At 47.2% G+C, this 14,421-nt stretch carries 17 protein-coding genes; 6 read left to right on the top strand and 11 right to left on the bottom strand.

Features of this window, described 5'->3' with window-relative positions; translation table 11 throughout:
- Positions 1 to 13: 13 nt before the first annotated feature.
- Complete coding sequence (locus ACINLD_RS19110) at positions 14 to 877, bottom strand: DNA-3-methyladenine glycosylase family protein (RefSeq protein WP_077735451.1); 864 nt, start codon at positions 875 to 877, stop codon at positions 14 to 16.
- A 136-nt stretch (positions 878 to 1,013) separates the two neighbouring features.
- On the opposite strand from ACINLD_RS19110, the gene corA reads away from it, so the two are divergent.
- On the top strand, positions 1,014 to 1,973 hold the full coding sequence (corA, locus tag ACINLD_RS19105; protein WP_026589562.1) for a magnesium/cobalt transporter CorA: 960 nt from the start codon (positions 1,014 to 1,016) through the stop codon (positions 1,971 to 1,973).
- A gap of 57 nt (positions 1,974 to 2,030) precedes the next feature.
- On the top strand, positions 2,031 to 2,558 hold the full coding sequence (locus tag ACINLD_RS19100; protein WP_077735304.1) for a hypothetical protein: 528 nt from the start codon (positions 2,031 to 2,033) through the stop codon (positions 2,556 to 2,558).
- 105 nt (positions 2,559 to 2,663) lie between these two features.
- On the opposite strand, the gene ACINLD_RS19095 is transcribed toward ACINLD_RS19100, so the two are convergent.
- From ACINLD_RS19095 to ACINLD_RS19085, 3 genes are all read right to left on the bottom strand, one after another.
- Positions 2,664 to 3,767: a glycerol dehydrogenase gene (locus tag ACINLD_RS19095; RefSeq protein WP_077735305.1), complete on the bottom strand. Its 1,104-nt coding sequence runs from the start codon at positions 3,765 to 3,767 to the stop codon at positions 2,664 to 2,666.
- Positions 3,768 to 3,928: 161 nt separating this feature from the next.
- Entirely contained in the window at positions 3,929 to 4,720 is a 792-nt protein-coding gene (pdaA, locus tag ACINLD_RS19090) for a delta-lactam-biosynthetic de-N-acetylase (protein ID WP_026589564.1), read from the bottom strand.
- Positions 4,721 to 4,824: 104 nt separating this feature from the next.
- Complete coding sequence (locus tag ACINLD_RS19085; RefSeq protein ID WP_026589565.1) at positions 4,825 to 5,010, bottom strand: SE1561 family protein; 186 nt, start codon at positions 5,008 to 5,010, stop codon at positions 4,825 to 4,827.
- Positions 5,011 to 5,154: 144 nt separating this feature from the next.
- Between ACINLD_RS19085 and yfkAB the strand changes: the two genes are divergently transcribed.
- Entirely contained in the window at positions 5,155 to 6,276 is a 1,122-nt protein-coding gene (gene yfkAB, locus ACINLD_RS19080; protein ID WP_026589566.1) for a radical SAM/CxCxxxxC motif protein YfkAB, read from the top strand.
- Positions 6,277 to 6,310: 34 nt separating this feature from the next.
- Here the strand turns inward: yfkAB and ACINLD_RS19075 are convergent, their stop codons facing one another.
- The 3 genes from ACINLD_RS19075 to ACINLD_RS19065 all read right to left on the bottom strand — a co-directional run bounded on the left by ACINLD_RS19075 (position 6,311) and on the right by ACINLD_RS19065 (position 8,716).
- Positions 6,311 to 7,102 (bottom strand): YfkD famly protein, encoded by a 792-nt coding sequence (locus ACINLD_RS19075; RefSeq protein ID WP_026589567.1) that lies wholly within the window; start codon positions 7,100 to 7,102, stop codon positions 6,311 to 6,313.
- Between the two features lie 66 nt (positions 7,103 to 7,168).
- Entirely contained in the window at positions 7,169 to 8,224 is a 1,056-nt protein-coding gene (cax, locus tag ACINLD_RS19070; RefSeq protein WP_077735306.1) for a calcium/proton exchanger, read from the bottom strand.
- Between the two features lie 111 nt (positions 8,225 to 8,335).
- Positions 8,336 to 8,716, bottom strand: coding sequence for an OsmC family protein (locus tag ACINLD_RS19065; protein WP_026589569.1), 381 nt, complete (start codon positions 8,714 to 8,716; stop codon positions 8,336 to 8,338).
- Positions 8,717 to 8,805: 89 nt separating this feature from the next.
- Here ACINLD_RS19065 and ACINLD_RS19060 point away from each other — a divergent pair, with 89 nt between their 5' ends.
- Complete coding sequence (locus ACINLD_RS19060; RefSeq protein WP_026589570.1) at positions 8,806 to 9,993, top strand: MFS transporter; 1,188 nt, start codon at positions 8,806 to 8,808, stop codon at positions 9,991 to 9,993.
- A 197-nt stretch (positions 9,994 to 10,190) separates the two neighbouring features.
- Here the strand turns inward: ACINLD_RS19060 and ACINLD_RS19055 are convergent, their stop codons facing one another.
- The 3 genes from ACINLD_RS19055 to ACINLD_RS19045 are packed head-to-tail and all read right to left on the bottom strand — an operon-like array spanning position 10,191 to position 11,868.
- On the bottom strand, positions 10,191 to 11,033 hold the full coding sequence (locus ACINLD_RS19055) for a YihY/virulence factor BrkB family protein (protein WP_026589571.1): 843 nt from the start codon (positions 11,031 to 11,033) through the stop codon (positions 10,191 to 10,193).
- A gap of 5 nt (positions 11,034 to 11,038) precedes the next feature.
- Positions 11,039 to 11,377 (bottom strand): hypothetical protein, encoded by a 339-nt coding sequence (locus ACINLD_RS19050; RefSeq protein ID WP_026589572.1) that lies wholly within the window; start codon positions 11,375 to 11,377, stop codon positions 11,039 to 11,041.
- Between the two features lie 20 nt (positions 11,378 to 11,397).
- Positions 11,398 to 11,868: a low molecular weight protein-tyrosine-phosphatase gene (locus ACINLD_RS19045; protein ID WP_026589573.1), complete on the bottom strand. Its 471-nt coding sequence runs from the start codon at positions 11,866 to 11,868 to the stop codon at positions 11,398 to 11,400.
- 198 nt (positions 11,869 to 12,066) lie between these two features.
- Here ACINLD_RS19045 and ACINLD_RS19040 point away from each other — a divergent pair, with 198 nt between their 5' ends.
- Together ACINLD_RS19040 and ACINLD_RS19035 are read left to right on the top strand one after the other, a co-directional pair.
- On the top strand, positions 12,067 to 13,395 hold the full coding sequence (locus tag ACINLD_RS19040) for an alanine/glycine:cation symporter family protein (RefSeq protein WP_142246035.1): 1,329 nt from the start codon (positions 12,067 to 12,069) through the stop codon (positions 13,393 to 13,395).
- A 92-nt stretch (positions 13,396 to 13,487) separates the two neighbouring features.
- Positions 13,488 to 13,703 carry a DUF1128 domain-containing protein gene (locus tag ACINLD_RS19035; protein WP_003179785.1) on the top strand — a complete coding sequence of 72 codons (216 nt, stop codon included), beginning with the start codon at positions 13,488 to 13,490 and terminating at the stop codon, positions 13,701 to 13,703.
- A 39-nt stretch (positions 13,704 to 13,742) separates the two neighbouring features.
- On the opposite strand, the gene ACINLD_RS19030 is transcribed toward ACINLD_RS19035, so the two are convergent.
- On the bottom strand, positions 13,743 to 14,258 hold the full coding sequence (locus ACINLD_RS19030) for a type 1 glutamine amidotransferase domain-containing protein (protein ID WP_026589575.1): 516 nt from the start codon (positions 14,256 to 14,258) through the stop codon (positions 13,743 to 13,745).
- Positions 14,259 to 14,421 lie beyond the last annotated feature (163 nt).

The raw sequence follows: 14,421 nt of genomic DNA, 5'->3' as shown, positions 1-14,421 counted from the left end.
CGTTCTCTCCATTCTATTCAATGCTTCTCCATAAATATAAGGAAGCATAGCTTAAATAAGGCTCCCACGCCTTGCTCATATCAAGCATTTCTTCTTTTGCCGGTTTATCTTTCAAGCCAAAATGGTGTTTGATGGCATTTTGCAGGCCGATATCGGCGATCGGAAAAAGGTTGGGACGGCCGAGCCCGAACAGCAGAACATTTTGCACTGTCCACGGTCCGATGCCTCTGATTTTCACCAGCTTTTTCATGACATCTTCATCTGATAATAGTGTAAGTTCATCAAGGTTTAAGTCTCCACCGGCAATCATTCTTGATGTATCGATCACATATTCGGACTTCCTCATGCTGAACTGGAGCTCGCGCAAATCGCTGTAGTCAAGCTGTGCAATCGTTTCGGGAAGCGGATAAAACCAGACGCCGTCTATTTGTTCGCCGAATGTGTGCACGAATCGCTCGGTCAGCGTATATGCGAACGAGAGATTGAGCTGCTGGTGGATGATGCACTTCATCAGGCAATGATACAAATGAAAATCAAGCACTAAAGGCGTCCCCGCGTGCTCTTCAAACAGCTTTGACAAGCTCGTATTTGAAAAATGATCAAGCACCGGCTGGAGGCTTTCTTCCCACCTGAAGATCCGTTTGACTTCTTTCATCATGCCGGCTTGATCTTCTGTTCCGCTGACGATAAATTCCGGAGCTTCCGCAGTGCCTGTTGCCTGAACCGTGACGACGGACGGCTTTTTTTCGCGGCTGCGAAGCGGGAGCCTGACTTCCCTTTTCTCAAGGTCGACGGCGTTGAGCGGATCAAGCGATAGCCTGTCCAACACCCGGTCAAAATGATATGGCGGTGATATGCTTACTTTTTCCTTCCACATGGCTTCCCATCCCTTTTCTTCTTTGTCCACAGTATACCATGTTTGCTTTTTTAGTGAAAAAAGAGCGAAAATGAGTAAAAAGCCGAATGATTCAAGTTCCAAGGCAGCATGCTATGATGAAGGTGGAGGGTTGCCAATGCTCAAAACTATGGCGGTTACAAAAGACGGAAAGCTTTTATCGGATGTCCCGGCAGAACGGCTGAAAGATCAGGATATCGAATGGTATTGGACCGATTTTGACCGGCCGACAGACGAAGAAGCAACTCTACTGCAAAATCATTTTCACTTTCACCCTTTGTCAATCGAGGACTGCTTCCATTATTTGCAGCGTCCTAAGCTTGATCAATATGAACAATACGTGTTTTACGTCATACATGCCTTAAACCAAAAGACATTGGCGTCTGAAGAAGTGGATTTATTCGCCGGAAAAGACTTTATCGTCACATTTCATCTCCATCAATCGGACGGCATTGAAAAAGTGCGAAAACGGTTTTTAGAAAACAAGGACATGTGGAAGAAAGGGCCGAACCATATCGCTTATATGGTCATGGACCAGCTTGTTGATGAATACTTTCCGATCCTTTATCAAATTGAAGACAGGCTCAATGAAATCGCTGAAAGCGACAGCAGGAAAACGTTTGGCACACTGATGAATGAAGTGTTTGATATCAGGGGGGATCTGTTGAAGCTCAGAAGAACGATCATCCCGATGCGCGATTTGCTCTACCGAATTTTAAACATCGAACATACAAAGGAAAACCGCGAAAGAAAAGCTTATTACAACGATATTTATGACCACCTGCTGAAGCTGACTGAAATTGTGGAAAACAACCGGGACATGACCGCTGATTTAAGGGACAGCTACCAGACGCTGAACTCCAATCGAATGAACGCCATCATGATGACGCTGACGATCGTCTCCACGATTTTCATCCCGCTGACCTTCATTGTCGGCGTATACGGCATGAATTTTGACAACATGCCTGAACTTCATTGGCGCTACGGCTATTTTTTCGTCCTCGGAATGATGGCTGCCGTTGTCATCGGAATGATCATCTGGTTCCGTCATAAAGGATGGTTTGACATTTTCAAGTAAACAAGGAAACATTTTGTGATTCCCTTCGACTATTTCTATAGATAAAGAGGGAATCATATGAAGCTGCACAAAGGCTCGGCCGGCATCTGCCTGATGGTTTTCGGTTTGCTGCTTTGCGCCAAAACCCATCGGCAAGTATCGGCAGGTGAAGCGGTTTTACATTTTTGGGGCGGCCCCGTCCAAAGTTCGGCCGGACTGCATTACGTTTCTTTGGCCGGGCTTTTGCTCATGATCACAGGATTTGCGCTGACCTCGCTCTATTACAGAGAGGTGGCTTGGATTCGCTTGAAGCTATTCCTGCTCATTATCGGATTTACAGCGGTCTACCCGCTTTTAACAGAGCAATTGATGTTCTTGCTGAAATGGAACGCGTCAGGAAGAGACACGGTGGAATATATTCAACAAGCAAGTTCATGTGAATATGATGGAGATGAAGAAGGCGGAAACATGGACTGCACGGTCAAGCTGAACAATGATGGAAAAGAGACTGAGCTTGTCATGCTCACGCCTCGAATTGTCGATGGATTTGCCTTTAAAGCGGAAACAGTCGACTTCGCAAAAGACATACAGCATCGGGTTTATTAGAAGAACCCGGCATAAGGGTTAAGGTCTGCAAATAGACCGAGAAGGAAATCATCACCGATTCAAATAAAAAAGCCGCATCCATGGAGGAAGCGGCTTTTTTCATGATCAATCATGATAAGATTCTGCAATCGCATTGGCGGCAATAATGGCGCTGTATACGTCGTCAGGTGTGACAGGGAATGGCATGTTGCCCATTGTGTCTCCTTCCGCACAGGCGCTTTGAGCGACTTGACGCCATTCTTCCTCGACAAATTCGTCGACACCCAAATCTTTCAGTGTTAATGGGAGGCCGACGCCTTTGATGAAGTTGATGACGGTTTCGAGCTCTTCGGCCGGGGCGTTTTCAAGGACGAGCTGTGCCAGAAGGCCGAACGTCACTTTTTCCCCGTGCTGGGCGTTATGAAGAGCGGGAACTGCCGTCATGCCGTTGTGGATCGCATGGGCTGCGGCGAGCCCGCCCGATTCGGCGCCGACTCCGCTTAAATAAATCGTCGCTTCGATCGTGTCTTCAACGGCTCGGGTTGAGACATTGCGCTGAACGGCCTGCATCGCTTTCACGCCGTTTTCCAGGAGCGTGTCATAGCAGAGGCGCGCAAGGCCCAAGCCTGTTGTTGAAGGCTTCATCAGCACGAGGTTATCACCGTTTGCACGATAGCATGCCCGCGCTTCAAAATACGTCGCCAACGCGTCGCCGATACCGGCTGCGAAAAAGCGCGCCGGCGCACCTGATAGAATTTCTGAATCCGCCAGAACAACATCCGGGTTCGTCGGCAAAAACAGATAGCGGTCAAACGACCCGTCGTGTTTATAAATCACGGCAAGCGCCGTACATGGAGCATCTGTGGAAGCGATCGTCGGGAAAATCACAACAGGCAGCTTTTCATAATAAGCGGTCGCTTTCGCGGTATCAAGCGTTTTTCCGCCGCCGATGCCAACGATGATATTGGCGCCTGCCTCGCGCGCCAGCCCGCGGTTGCGGTCGATTTCTTCCTGTGTGCATTCATAATTGAACTTTTCAAAAACGGCTTGATTACCGGCTTTTTGAATCGAATCTCCGGCTTCTTTCTGAGCCCGCTCTAAAATAAATTCGTCGCAAATGATGTAAGCCTTGTCGCCAAAATCTTTAATGTAGTCGTTTAAATGTTCTAGCAATCGTTTTCCTGCTATAAATTTTTTGGGTGATGTGACTGACTTTACTGTATTTGACATGGTTTACTCCCCCTTCATTTCTATCATATACCTATTACGTCTGCAAATCTAGTAATATATGTATATAAAATGGTTTTTTATTCTATGGAATTGACTAGGGGAAATATAAAAGATGAAATAAACAAAAAACCCCCTCAGGTAATTTCAGGAGGTTTTTCCTTTTAAAGGGTCTTTAGCATCATATATTTTTCAAACATCAAATCATCAAGGCTTTTAAATGTGTACCCTTCTTTTTTTAAGTCTGTGATGGCTTGATCAAGCGCTTCCGCATTGTCTTTTGATACCGTATGAAGCAGATAGATGGCACCGGGATGAGCCTGCTTCATCATATTGTCGTAAGCGTATTTCCATCCTCTTTGCGCGTCGATTTTCCAATCGACAAAAGCAACTGACCAAAAAACGGTTTGATAGCCGAGTTTTTTTGTTTCTTTAAGCACACGCTCGCTGAAGACACCGCGCGGCGGCCGCAGGTAGAGATTGTCCTTTTTGCCGGTGATCTTCTCCACTTCTTCTGTGACGGATTCCAATTCTTCCTGAATGACGCGGCTTGTTTTTGTCGTTAAATCAGGGTGGTGATATGAATGGTTGCCGATAATATGGCCCTCTTCAGCCATGCGTTTAATCAGCTCCGGTTTGTCTTTGACAAAATGCCCCGTTACAAAAAAGGCCGCTTTGACGTTTTGTTTTTTCAAGACATCAAGCACCTTGGGCGTGTAGCCGTTTTCATAGCCGTTGTCAAAGGTTAAGTAGATCGTTTTTTCTTTTGTGTTGCCCAAATAAAAAGCATCATACTGCTTTAACAGGCTGTTCAGCTCTTTTCCCGCATCTGCCGGCTGATGGTTTTTGCTTTTGGAAAAACCCCAATGAATCGCCTTGTTGGATATCGCCTCGGCATCGGCCGCAAAGGTCAGCATCAGCAGGAATCCGCAGCATGCTGCACAGATTCGTTTCATGATTTTCGCTCCCAACCTCATTTTTTCTTATTGTGCAAAACCGGTCATCTTTTCATACCAAGCAACACTTGGAAAACAAAAAAACCGCGGCGGGATGCGCGGTTTTATTTCCAGTCTTTTTTAAAGCGTTCATATTTGGCTTCCAAATCGTCAAGCATACTGATCAGTCTGTCAATATCTTCAATGTCCGTCGATTCAGGGTCTAACGAATCGATGACAGACATAAACATATCCAATCTGTTTTTCAAATAATTGACTTGCTGTTCTTTGTCATGTACTGCGTTACCCATGCTTCTCCTCCTTTTGTTCCTTTATGGTAGCCTATAAACAGCCTTTTTTCAATGATCCGTCACTTGCAGAGCTTGAAGATGAGGTCTAAAATGAATAGTTGGGCTATATTAGTATGTCCTATCAATAAAGGAGTTAGATATGCGATGACAGAAAAAACGCAGGTTCGTCCGATTACCCCGGAATATGATCCGTGGGAAGCATATATGGACGTTGACCAATATGGAGATATACAGCTGACAAATGTTGAATTTACAACGACAACTCTTTGCAATATGCGCTGTGAGCACTGTGCCGTCGGATATACGCTCAGGCCGAAGGATCCGAATGCACTGCCGCTCAGCCTTCTTCTCAAGCGGCTCGATGAGATTCCGCGGCTCCGTTCATTAAGCATTACCGGCGGCGAGCCGATGCTTTCATTAAAATCGGTCAAGGAATATGTTGTTCCTTTATTAAAATATGCGCACGAGCGCGGCGTACGGACGCAGATCAATTCAAACCTGACGCTCGATATCGGCCGCTATGAGCTGATCATCCCTTACTTGGATGTGCTTCACATCTCACACAACTGGGGAACCGTCGAAGACTTTGCCGAAATCGGCTTTGCGATGATGGATAAAAAGCCGACGTTTGCCCAGCGAGCCCGCTATTTTGAGAAAATGATCGAAAACAGCCGGATTCTTGTTGACGAAGGGGTGATGGTCTCCGCTGAGACGATGCTCAATAAGCGAACACTGCCTCATATTGAACATATCCACCGTCAAATCGTCGACGAAATGAAATGTCAGCGGCATGAGGTGCATCCGATGTACCCGAGCGATTTTGCAAGTGCCCTTGAATCCTTGAGCTTGAAGGAGATGAGAAAAGCGATCCATCACCTTCTCGACATCCGCGATGAGCAGACGTGGATGCTGTTCGGCACTTTGCCATTTTACGCCTGCAGTCCTGATCCGGAAGATCAGCTTCTTTTAAAAAGGCTGCGCGATGCGAAAAACGTCACGGTCAGAAACGACCCTGACGGCAGATCACGCCTGAATGTCAATATTTTTGACGGCGATATCATCGTGACCGATTTCGGCGACACTCCGCCGCTCGGCAACATTCAAACAGACAGTCTGCAAAGCGCCTATGCGAAGTGGAGAAATACAGAGCTGGCCCAAGAGCTGAACTGCCATTGTCCGAATGTCAAATGCCTCGGCCCTAATGTGCTCGTCAAAAACAGCTATTATCAAGATGTTGATTTTTCTTCCCGGAAAGCGAGAGTATAAAGAAAAAGCAAGCCTGAACCGGCTTGCTTTTTCTTTATCTCGGCTGGTGGCTCAGCTGAAAACCGAATGTCAGGTGATCCTGTACAGGAATCCACGCTCCGATCCCTTGAGATGTGATGTTTTTGACGACAAGCTTTCTTTTATTGCCTTTTAAAACGAGATAGACCTCGCCATATGTGACCTTTCCTTTTTCATTCACTGCCGGTGCATACGCGTTTAGAAGGCCGAGTTTTTTCGGCGGCACCTTGTAGACCTGATCGCGCTTTGTACCGGCTCCGACCACCGTTTCAAAAGCGAGCGGCAGCTTCGTTTTTTCCATGGCTTTGAGCATCATCATGTTTTTGACATCTTCTGCTTTCGGCACTTTTGCCGTTAAGCCGCCTTTGATTTTGCTTGTCTGTTCTTGTGCATAAGTGATTTCGGCCGGCGCTTTTCCGCCTCTGTTGTCAAAGCGGTTTGTGTTAATTTTGCGGTATTCCCAATTCGCAACGGTTTCATTCGATGTATATCCCAGCGCCCATTTTCCCAAATAGATCGTCGCTCTGTACCCGATCGCCAGCGGTGTACCGGATATGCTTGACTCATTCAGCATCTTAATCAGATGAGGGTTCTCAATCGCGATATCGGTTGTTTTCAGCAGCTCTTCGGCTAGCTCGCTCGGCTGCAGCCGCGGCTGGTCCTGTGAAGCGTTCGGGTATGTGTTCTCTTTGGAAATGTTTGTGACAGAGCTTGGAATTTTGATCGGCTTGGCTGCATCAGCTTCCTGTACAGCGAAAAAACTAAAGGATAAAAACGCAGTCAGCGCAAAATACAAAAGCTTTTTCATACTATCACTCTTTCTGTTTCTTTTCCCTTATTGTTTTCCGGATAGGACGCCTTTATCCCAATTTTTTTAAAGAAGAAAAAACCCGATCCCCATGATGATATAGGCCGCCAGCAATGTCGCTCCTTCAAACCAGTTGGTATCCCCGTCATTGGAAATCACAACCATTAACAGAACGGCAGACGCCATCGCGACGAGTTCAGGCAAAGTAAAGACAAGCGGCATGCTCGTTTCAAAAAACAAAGAAGCGATCACGAGCACTGGTGCGACAAACATCGCAATTTGCAGCGTTGACCCGATCGCGATTTCGACCGCGACATCCATTTTGTTTTTATAAGCCATAATGACGGCGGAAGCGTGTTCCGCTGCATTGCCGACAATCGCAACGATGATGACACCGATAAACAGCTCGGTCCAGCCGAATTGTTCAGCCACCGTATGAAAGGTGTGGACGAGATTTTCGGAAATGTAGGCGACGGCAATTGTGGCCAAAAGCAAAATCAATGTCGCGCGCTTTCCATTCCATTCCGGGTCTTCGTGCTCTTCTTGAGCCTCGGTTGCGTTCGTCTGGTAGACGCCGCGATGGCTGACAAGCTTGAAATAAAGCGCCGCTACATAAAGCAGAATCATAATGACGCTGATACCGACGCTCATCGACAGCTTCCGCGGCTCCGTCATGTCCGCCGCGAACACTTCAGGGATGACGAAGGCGACGATGATCGCAAACATCAACAGTCCCGAATTATGTCTGGCATCATACACGTTAAATTCCTGGCGTTTATATTTCAAACCGCCGATGAAAAACGACAGGCCGGCGACAAGCAGCAGGTTGCCCAGAACAGAACCTGTCAAAGATGCAAGCACAATGCCGACCAGCCCTTCCCTTAAAGCAAAAATCGAAATGATCAGTTCAACGGCATTGCCGAATGTGGCATTGAGCAGTCCGCCGATTCTGGGGCCGGCAATAATCGCAAGGCTCTCGGTCGCCCTGCCCATATAGCTTGCCAGCGCGATGATGGTCAGACAATAAATGATAAACAGCAAAGTTGACGGCCAATGCAACAGGCTCCCCGCAATGGAAAGGGGAACACCGGCAGCCATCATCAAAAAGAAGATACGGCCCATTTTCAATTCCTCTTTTCTTTACTTTTTTCGTTGTAGGTTATTGTTGTACGAACCTTTCGGATTATATGCAGACATACTTATTGATTCCGCATTGCAGAGTGCTCTAAACATTCACTCAATCTCAAACGTTTCCTTGATGTCGATACAGTTTTCAACAGACCTGGCCATCGAACAGTTTTTCAAGGCGATCCTGAGCGCTTTTTTCATGTGCTCAGCCTTCAGATTTTTCCCTTTTACAATAAAGTGAAGATGAATGCTTTTGATGCGGCCCGCTTCTTCGGGAACCCGCTCTTCCTTTGTCTGGATGGTCATCTCCTCAAGCTGTATCCGTTTCTTTTCCAAAATGTTCTGAAGAACGGTTCCGCTGCATGCGGCGATGGAAGCCAGCATAAGCTGATAGGGTCTGAAGCCTGCTTCTTCATTGCTTGATATATCGAGGCCGCCAAATGCCAAGTCCGCGTGAAAACCGTTTTGATTCCATTTGATGTTCATGTTTTCCACCTCTTGTTAAAAACCATCTTGCCTAAAAACTTCCTAAAGTTTACGATCAAAGGAGGATGAAGGAATAAGGAGAATAGGCGATGAGACGATTTCATTTTTTTATACTCGTATTGATAGTCAGTATATCAGGTTTTTCCCAGGGGATGCTTTTGCCGGTTATCTCTGTCATTTTCGAGCAGGAGGGCCATTCGGCGGCAATGAACGGCCTGCATGCGACAGGGCTTTATATCGGCGTTTTGCTCGCTTCCCCGTTCATGGAGGCGCCGCTTCGGAAGCTCGGCTTTAAACCGCTGATCATGATCGGCGGTGTGACGGTTGTCGCCAGTCTCTTCAGCTTTGTTTTTTTTCAGTCTTATATCGTGTGGTTTTTTTTAAGGCTCTTGATCGGCATCGGCGATCATATGCTTCACTTTTCAACACAGACATGGGTGACCACATTATCTTCCGGGCAAAACCGCGGACGGAACATTTCGCTGTACGGGCTTTCGTTTGGATTGGGGTTTGCCGCCGGACCTTTTTTAACGCCGCTTGTTGAGATTTCGCCGTCACTTCCGTTTATCATCTCCGCCTCTTTCAGCCTTTTGGCTTGGATGTTTGTTTTTTGCCTCAGCAATGAATTCCCTGAAAAAAGCGCTTCTGACACGCGTTCCGATAATAGTCTGAAGCGTTTTCTCCAAGCATTTTTGCTGGGCTGGGTCGCCTTTTTGCCGACGTTCGGCTACGGTTTTTTGGAAACGGCGCTGAACGGGAATTTTCCGGTCTATGCGCTCAGATCGGGGATTACGGTTGAAGGCGTCTCACTGATTTTGCCAGCTTTTGCGATCGGCAGCATCATCTTTCAGTATCCGCTTGGGATTTTGAGTGATACATACGGCAGAAGAAACGTTCTTCTCGTCATTTTGGCTGTCGGGGCAAGCTGTTTTTTCGCGTCCGGTTTTTCTGATTCCGTGCTCTTTTTGTCCATCTGTTTTTTTGTGGCGGGAATGGCTGTGGGGTCGACATTTTCTCTCGGCATCAGCTTCATGGCCGATTTGCTGCCTAAGCACCTTCTTCCCGCCGGTAACTTGATGTGCGGGATGACCTTCAGCTTCGGCAGCATTTTCGGTCCTGTCGCGGGCGGCTGGTATATGCAGACCTTTGAAAACGGAAACCTGTTTTTTTTGATCACCATTGTCATGATCTGTATATGGACCGGAGTGCTGTTAGGCAAACCGAAAACCGCGAAAAACTTCGCCGGCCAGTCGGAAGCGGACGCTCACAGGATGTGACGGCTTTGCCTGCGCCCAAAAAATGAGCCGTCTCAAAGAGACGGCCCTTTTTGATGAAGCGCCTTAATGATATCCGTTTTGCCCGTTGGCGCTTCCGCTCGTTTTATGCTTCGAGCTTTGCTTTGAATTTTGTTTATTATGGCTTCCGCCTTTTTTCGTATGCTTTGTCATGATCATCCCTCCGCTCCTTGAACGATTCACTCGTTCTTTTTTAGATTGCTCAATTCTCGCGGATTTTCATCAGGAATGATTTTACGTTTATGTAAAAGGGCGTTGATTTCCCCTCCTACTATAATCATCATACCGCTTAAGTAGAACCAGATCATTAAAGCGATGATGCCGCCGAGGCTCCCGTATGTGGCACTGTAGTTGGCGAATTCGTTGACATAGTAAGAAAACACGACACTGACGAGAATCCAGCCGACGGTTGCCGCCGCGGCCCCGGGAAACACATATTTGAACGAAAGCCGTTTATTCGGGGCAAAATAGTATAAAGCCGTAAAGACAATCAGCAATATCAGCGGACTGATCCCCCAGCGAAGCGCCGACCAGGCTGTCAAAAACATCTCAGGCGTTCCGTCGAGATTGGCGATAAAATGGCCGATCGCCCTGCCGAATACCGGAAGAAGCAGCGCAATTAAAATCGTGAAGACCATCGCGGCGGTCAGAAGAATAGACGTCAGCCGGACCATAATAAATGAGCGGTTTTCCTCGACTTCATATGCATGGTTGAAGGCCCTGACAATCGCGTTCAATCCGTTTGATGCAGACCAGAGCGCGGCGATGATCCCGAAAGAAAGCAGCCCCCTGTTGCCTGTATGTAACGTTTCTTTGATGACAGACATCGTATTCTCAGGTGCATACTGCTCGATCAGCCCGATGACATCCCCCGTTTTGATTGGCAGATAGCCGATCAATGTCAATAAAAAAATCATAAACGGGAACAGGGACAGGAGAAAAAAGTAGGCAAGTTCCGCCGATTTGCTCGGCCCTTCATGGAGATAGTAGCGCCACACAAGCTCTTTTAAAAAGCCGAACATTTTTCTCACTCCAGACGATTGGTGGACCCTGCCGAGAAGTGGTCCTTTGTTTCCTCGATCAGTTCCATCACTTTCGGGGTCGTTTCCTTCAATTCTTTAATCTGTTTATTCAAAAAGGTCAAATCGTCCGAAATAGACGCCGTCAGCCTTTTCGTCTTTTCGATTTTCTCTTTTACACATTCGGTCAGCATACCGGGATTCTCGCGGTAAAGACTGATTTTGTTTTGGCATGCCGAGAGTTTCTCACAGCATGCTTTTCTCGTCGGTTTGTGCAGCAAAGACAAGACAGCCCCGACCGATGCGCCGAGGAGGATGTTTCTGATGAAAACGCGTTCGCCTTTCATAAAAATCTCTCCCTCCATTTTTATAAATTGTGTGTCTTTTGAATGTCTTTCAGCAATTGGCGGCAGCCTTCTGCCACGAGTTCGTACACCTCTTCAAAATTCCCCGTATAGTATGGATCAGGGACATCATCCGTCGGACAGTCATCAACATAATCAAGCAGACGCCGGATGACGGCCTTTTGCTGATATCCCGCCAGGCTTCTGACATTCCCGGCATTTTCCGCATCCATGGCGATGATGTAGTCGAATTCTTTCAGATCCTTCGCAGTGACCTGCCTTGCGTACAATCCTTCACAGCTGATCTTTTTTTCGGCCAGCAATGTCCTTGTGCCTTCATGTGGCGGTTTGCCGACATGCCAATTTCCGGTGCCGGCTGAATCAGCTTCAATCTTGCCATCCAGCCCGTTTTTCCTGAGCATGTCATGAAATACCGCTTCCGCCATCGGCGAACGGCAAATGTTGCCGAGGCAGACAAATAAAACTTTGATCATGGTGCAGCCTCCTCTATTCTTTCCCCTCTTTTCAGAAAGAAAAACGTACTTGATTTTATACTAAAGATTTTTTTCGTTTTTTCAACTTCGGGAAGAAAATCTAACTAGGCTATTGACAAATCTAACAAACTTTCAGAATATTCTAGTTAGACACAAAACGAAGGGGGATTGAAATTGCTCTCAAATATAGTCGATCAAATGAATGGTTTTTTATGGGGGCCGCCGCTGTTGATTCTCATCGTCGGCACAGGTGTTTACTTGACATTCAGGCTCAGCTTTTTGCAAATCAGACTTTTGCCTTATTCTTTAAAGCTGGCCTTTAGCAAAAATCAGGATAAATCTTCAGAAGGAGACATCTCTCATTTTCAGGCGTTGATGACCGCACTGGCCGCCACTGTCGGCACGGGAAATATCGTCGGGGTCGCTTCAGCTGTTATCGCCGGGGGCCCGGGCGCCGTGTTTTGGATGTGGCTGGCCGCTTTTTTTGGAATGGCGACGAAATATGCCGAAGCCGTGCTCGCCGTCAGATTCCGCGTAAAAGACAAAAACGGCGAAATGTCAGGGGGCCCGATGTACTATCTGGAACACGGGCTTAAGCAAAAATGGCTCGGTGTTTTATTTGCTATTTTCGGGGCCTTGGCTGCCTTCGGAATAGGCAATATGGTTCAGGCGAACTCTGTATCGGGAGTCATGAAATCAACGTTTTCCGTTCCTGTCTGGATCACGGGTATCATTGTCACCGTTTTTACAGCGCTTGTCATTCTCGGAGGGATCAAGAGCATCGGAAAAGTCACCTCCGTATTTGTTCCGATTATGGCCTTATTTTATGTGATCGCCGGGCTGATCATTCTTGTGACAAACTTTGAGCTTGTCCCCGGCGCCATCGGCTTAATTTTTTCCGACGCCTTTACCGGTCAGGCCGTGGCCGGAGGAGCCATCGGAACCGTCATCCGCTGGGGCGTTGCCAGAGGAGTGTTCTCAAACGAAGCCGGGCTCGGTTCAGCGCCGATCGCTGCCGCGGCTGCGAAAACCGATATGCCGGCACGGCAGGCGCTCGTTTCGATGACTCAGGTTTTCATTGATACACTGGTCGTCTGTTCTATTACGGGTATTTCGATCGTCATGGGTAAAATGTATTTGTCAGAGCAGAATGATGCGCTGACATCGATGACATTTGAACATTTTCTCGGTCCCGCCGGCTCCACGATTGTCGCCATCGGCCTGCTTCTGTTCGCCTATTCGACCATTTTGGGCTGGTCCTACTACGGAGAAAAATGCTTCACTTACCTGCTCAATGAAAAGTATGCGATTTACTACCGCATCATCTTTGTCATCGCCGTCTTTTTCGGAGCGATCTTTAAGGATAATTTCGTGTGGGCGCTCGCGGATATGCTGAACGGCCTGATGGCGATTCCAAACTTAATCGGCCTCCTCGGCTTAACAGGCGTCGTCATCTATGAGTCAAAACAGATTCTTGGAAAAATCAAAGCGGAAAAACAAGAAAAAGAAAAGTCCCTTTCCGTTTGATGCCGCTCGCTTTGGCGATAACGGTTCTTTTCTTCTCGGACATTTCTGTTACAATAAAGACTACGAAATCGTCAGAGAAAGGAAGTGCCTTATTGTCTGATCAGAAAACAGCCGAGCTGAACAAAATGATCGAAGAGATCTCCCAAAAATTAAACATGCTGAACATCGGCGTGATCAAAGCGGAAGACTTTAGCAACGAAAAGCTTGAAGATCTTGAATATCTCCATCAAATGGTGATGAAAAAGAAATCTTTCAGCCCGAGTGAAATGCAGGCGATCGCAGAGGAACTCGCTGCACTCCGAAAATAAACATAAAAAAGACCGGAAATCTGTTCCGGTCTTTTTTCATCAGCCGAGCAGCTTCAAAGATTCGCGTGTAAAAGCAGGGATGTCGTCAGGCGTCCGGCTTGTGACAAGCTGATTTTGGCAGACGACAACTTCCTCGTCTTTAAATTTAACCCCGGCGTTTTCCAAATCGACTTGAATCGATGTGTAGCCTGTCGCACTGCGCCCGTCCAGAGCCTTGGCGGTGATTAAAAGCTGAGGCCCGTGACAGATCGCAAACACCGGTTTTTTGTCATCCATAAAGGCTTTCGCAAACGATACGAAACGCTGGTCGGCTCTGAGAATATCCGGCGAAAATCCGCCCGGAATCAACAATGCGTCAAAATCAGCAGGGCTGACTTCATCAATGGACACATCTGTTTCCACTTGCGCCTCGCCTTGCTTGCCTTTCAGCGTTTTGCCTGTCTCTTTTTCAATAACCGTAAGCTGGTGTCCGGCGTCTTTGAACGCTTTCGCAGGCTCGGTATACTCCGAATCCTCAAAGTAATCTGTCAGAACAACTGCAATTTTTTTGCTCATATTGATCACCCTCCCGGAAGCTTCTGTCTACATAAATCCATTTACCCTTGCCACACTAAATAAAACATCCCCACATCCTCGCGACAAAGTACCTAAGTCATCCAGCAGACAGAGACAGACTTTGGAATCATTTTCTGAGTGTTTACAATATTCGCAACGAAAG

This window comes from Bacillus sp. z60-11, assembly GCF_046464135.1.
GTDB lineage: Bacteria > Bacillota > Bacilli > Bacillales > Bacillaceae > Bacillus > Bacillus sonorensis_A.
Note: the sequence above shows the minus strand (reverse complement) of the source record. Positions and strands in the feature narration are given on the sequence as shown.

What these genes read in the sequence shown, in the direction of transcription:
- ACINLD_RS19030 (WP_026589575.1), bottom strand. Translation starts at nt 14,258, where the DNA reads ATGAGCAAAAAAATTGCAGTTGTTCTGACAGATTACTTTGAGGATTCG.
- cax (WP_077735306.1), bottom strand. Translation starts at nt 8,224, where the DNA reads ATGGGCCGTATCTTCTTTTTGATGATGGCTGCCGGTGTTCCCCTTTCC.
- yfkAB (WP_026589566.1), top strand. Translation starts at nt 5,155, where the DNA reads ATGACAGAAAAAACGCAGGTTCGTCCGATTACCCCGGAATATGATCCG.
- ACINLD_RS19075 (WP_026589567.1), bottom strand. Translation starts at nt 7,102, where the DNA reads ATGAAAAAGCTTTTGTATTTTGCGCTGACTGCGTTTTTATCCTTTAGT.
- ACINLD_RS19045 (WP_026589573.1), bottom strand. Translation starts at nt 11,868, where the DNA reads ATGATCAAAGTTTTATTTGTCTGCCTCGGCAACATTTGCCGTTCGCCG.
- ACINLD_RS19055 (WP_026589571.1), bottom strand. Translation starts at nt 11,033, where the DNA reads ATGTTCGGCTTTTTAAAAGAGCTTGTGTGGCGCTACTATCTCCATGAA.
- ACINLD_RS19085 (WP_026589565.1), bottom strand. Translation starts at nt 5,010, where the DNA reads ATGGGTAACGCAGTACATGACAAAGAACAGCAAGTCAATTATTTGAAA.
- pdaA (WP_026589564.1), bottom strand. Translation starts at nt 4,720, where the DNA reads ATGAAACGAATCTGTGCAGCATGCTGCGGATTCCTGCTGATGCTGACC.
- ACINLD_RS19060 (WP_026589570.1), top strand. Translation starts at nt 8,806, where the DNA reads ATGAGACGATTTCATTTTTTTATACTCGTATTGATAGTCAGTATATCA.
- ACINLD_RS19050 (WP_026589572.1), bottom strand. Translation starts at nt 11,377, where the DNA reads ATGAAAGGCGAACGCGTTTTCATCAGAAACATCCTCCTCGGCGCATCG.
- corA (WP_026589562.1), top strand. Translation starts at nt 1,014, where the DNA reads ATGCTCAAAACTATGGCGGTTACAAAAGACGGAAAGCTTTTATCGGAT.
- ACINLD_RS19040 (WP_142246035.1), top strand. Translation starts at nt 12,067, where the DNA reads ATGAATGGTTTTTTATGGGGGCCGCCGCTGTTGATTCTCATCGTCGGC.
- ACINLD_RS19100 (WP_077735304.1), top strand. Translation starts at nt 2,031, where the DNA reads ATGAAGCTGCACAAAGGCTCGGCCGGCATCTGCCTGATGGTTTTCGGT.
- ACINLD_RS19095 (WP_077735305.1), bottom strand. Translation starts at nt 3,767, where the DNA reads ATGTCAAATACAGTAAAGTCAGTCACATCACCCAAAAAATTTATAGCA.
- ACINLD_RS19065 (WP_026589569.1), bottom strand. Translation starts at nt 8,716, where the DNA reads ATGAACATCAAATGGAATCAAAACGGTTTTCACGCGGACTTGGCATTT.
- ACINLD_RS19110 (WP_077735451.1), bottom strand. Translation starts at nt 877, where the DNA reads ATGTGGAAGGAAAAAGTAAGCATATCACCGCCATATCATTTTGACCGG.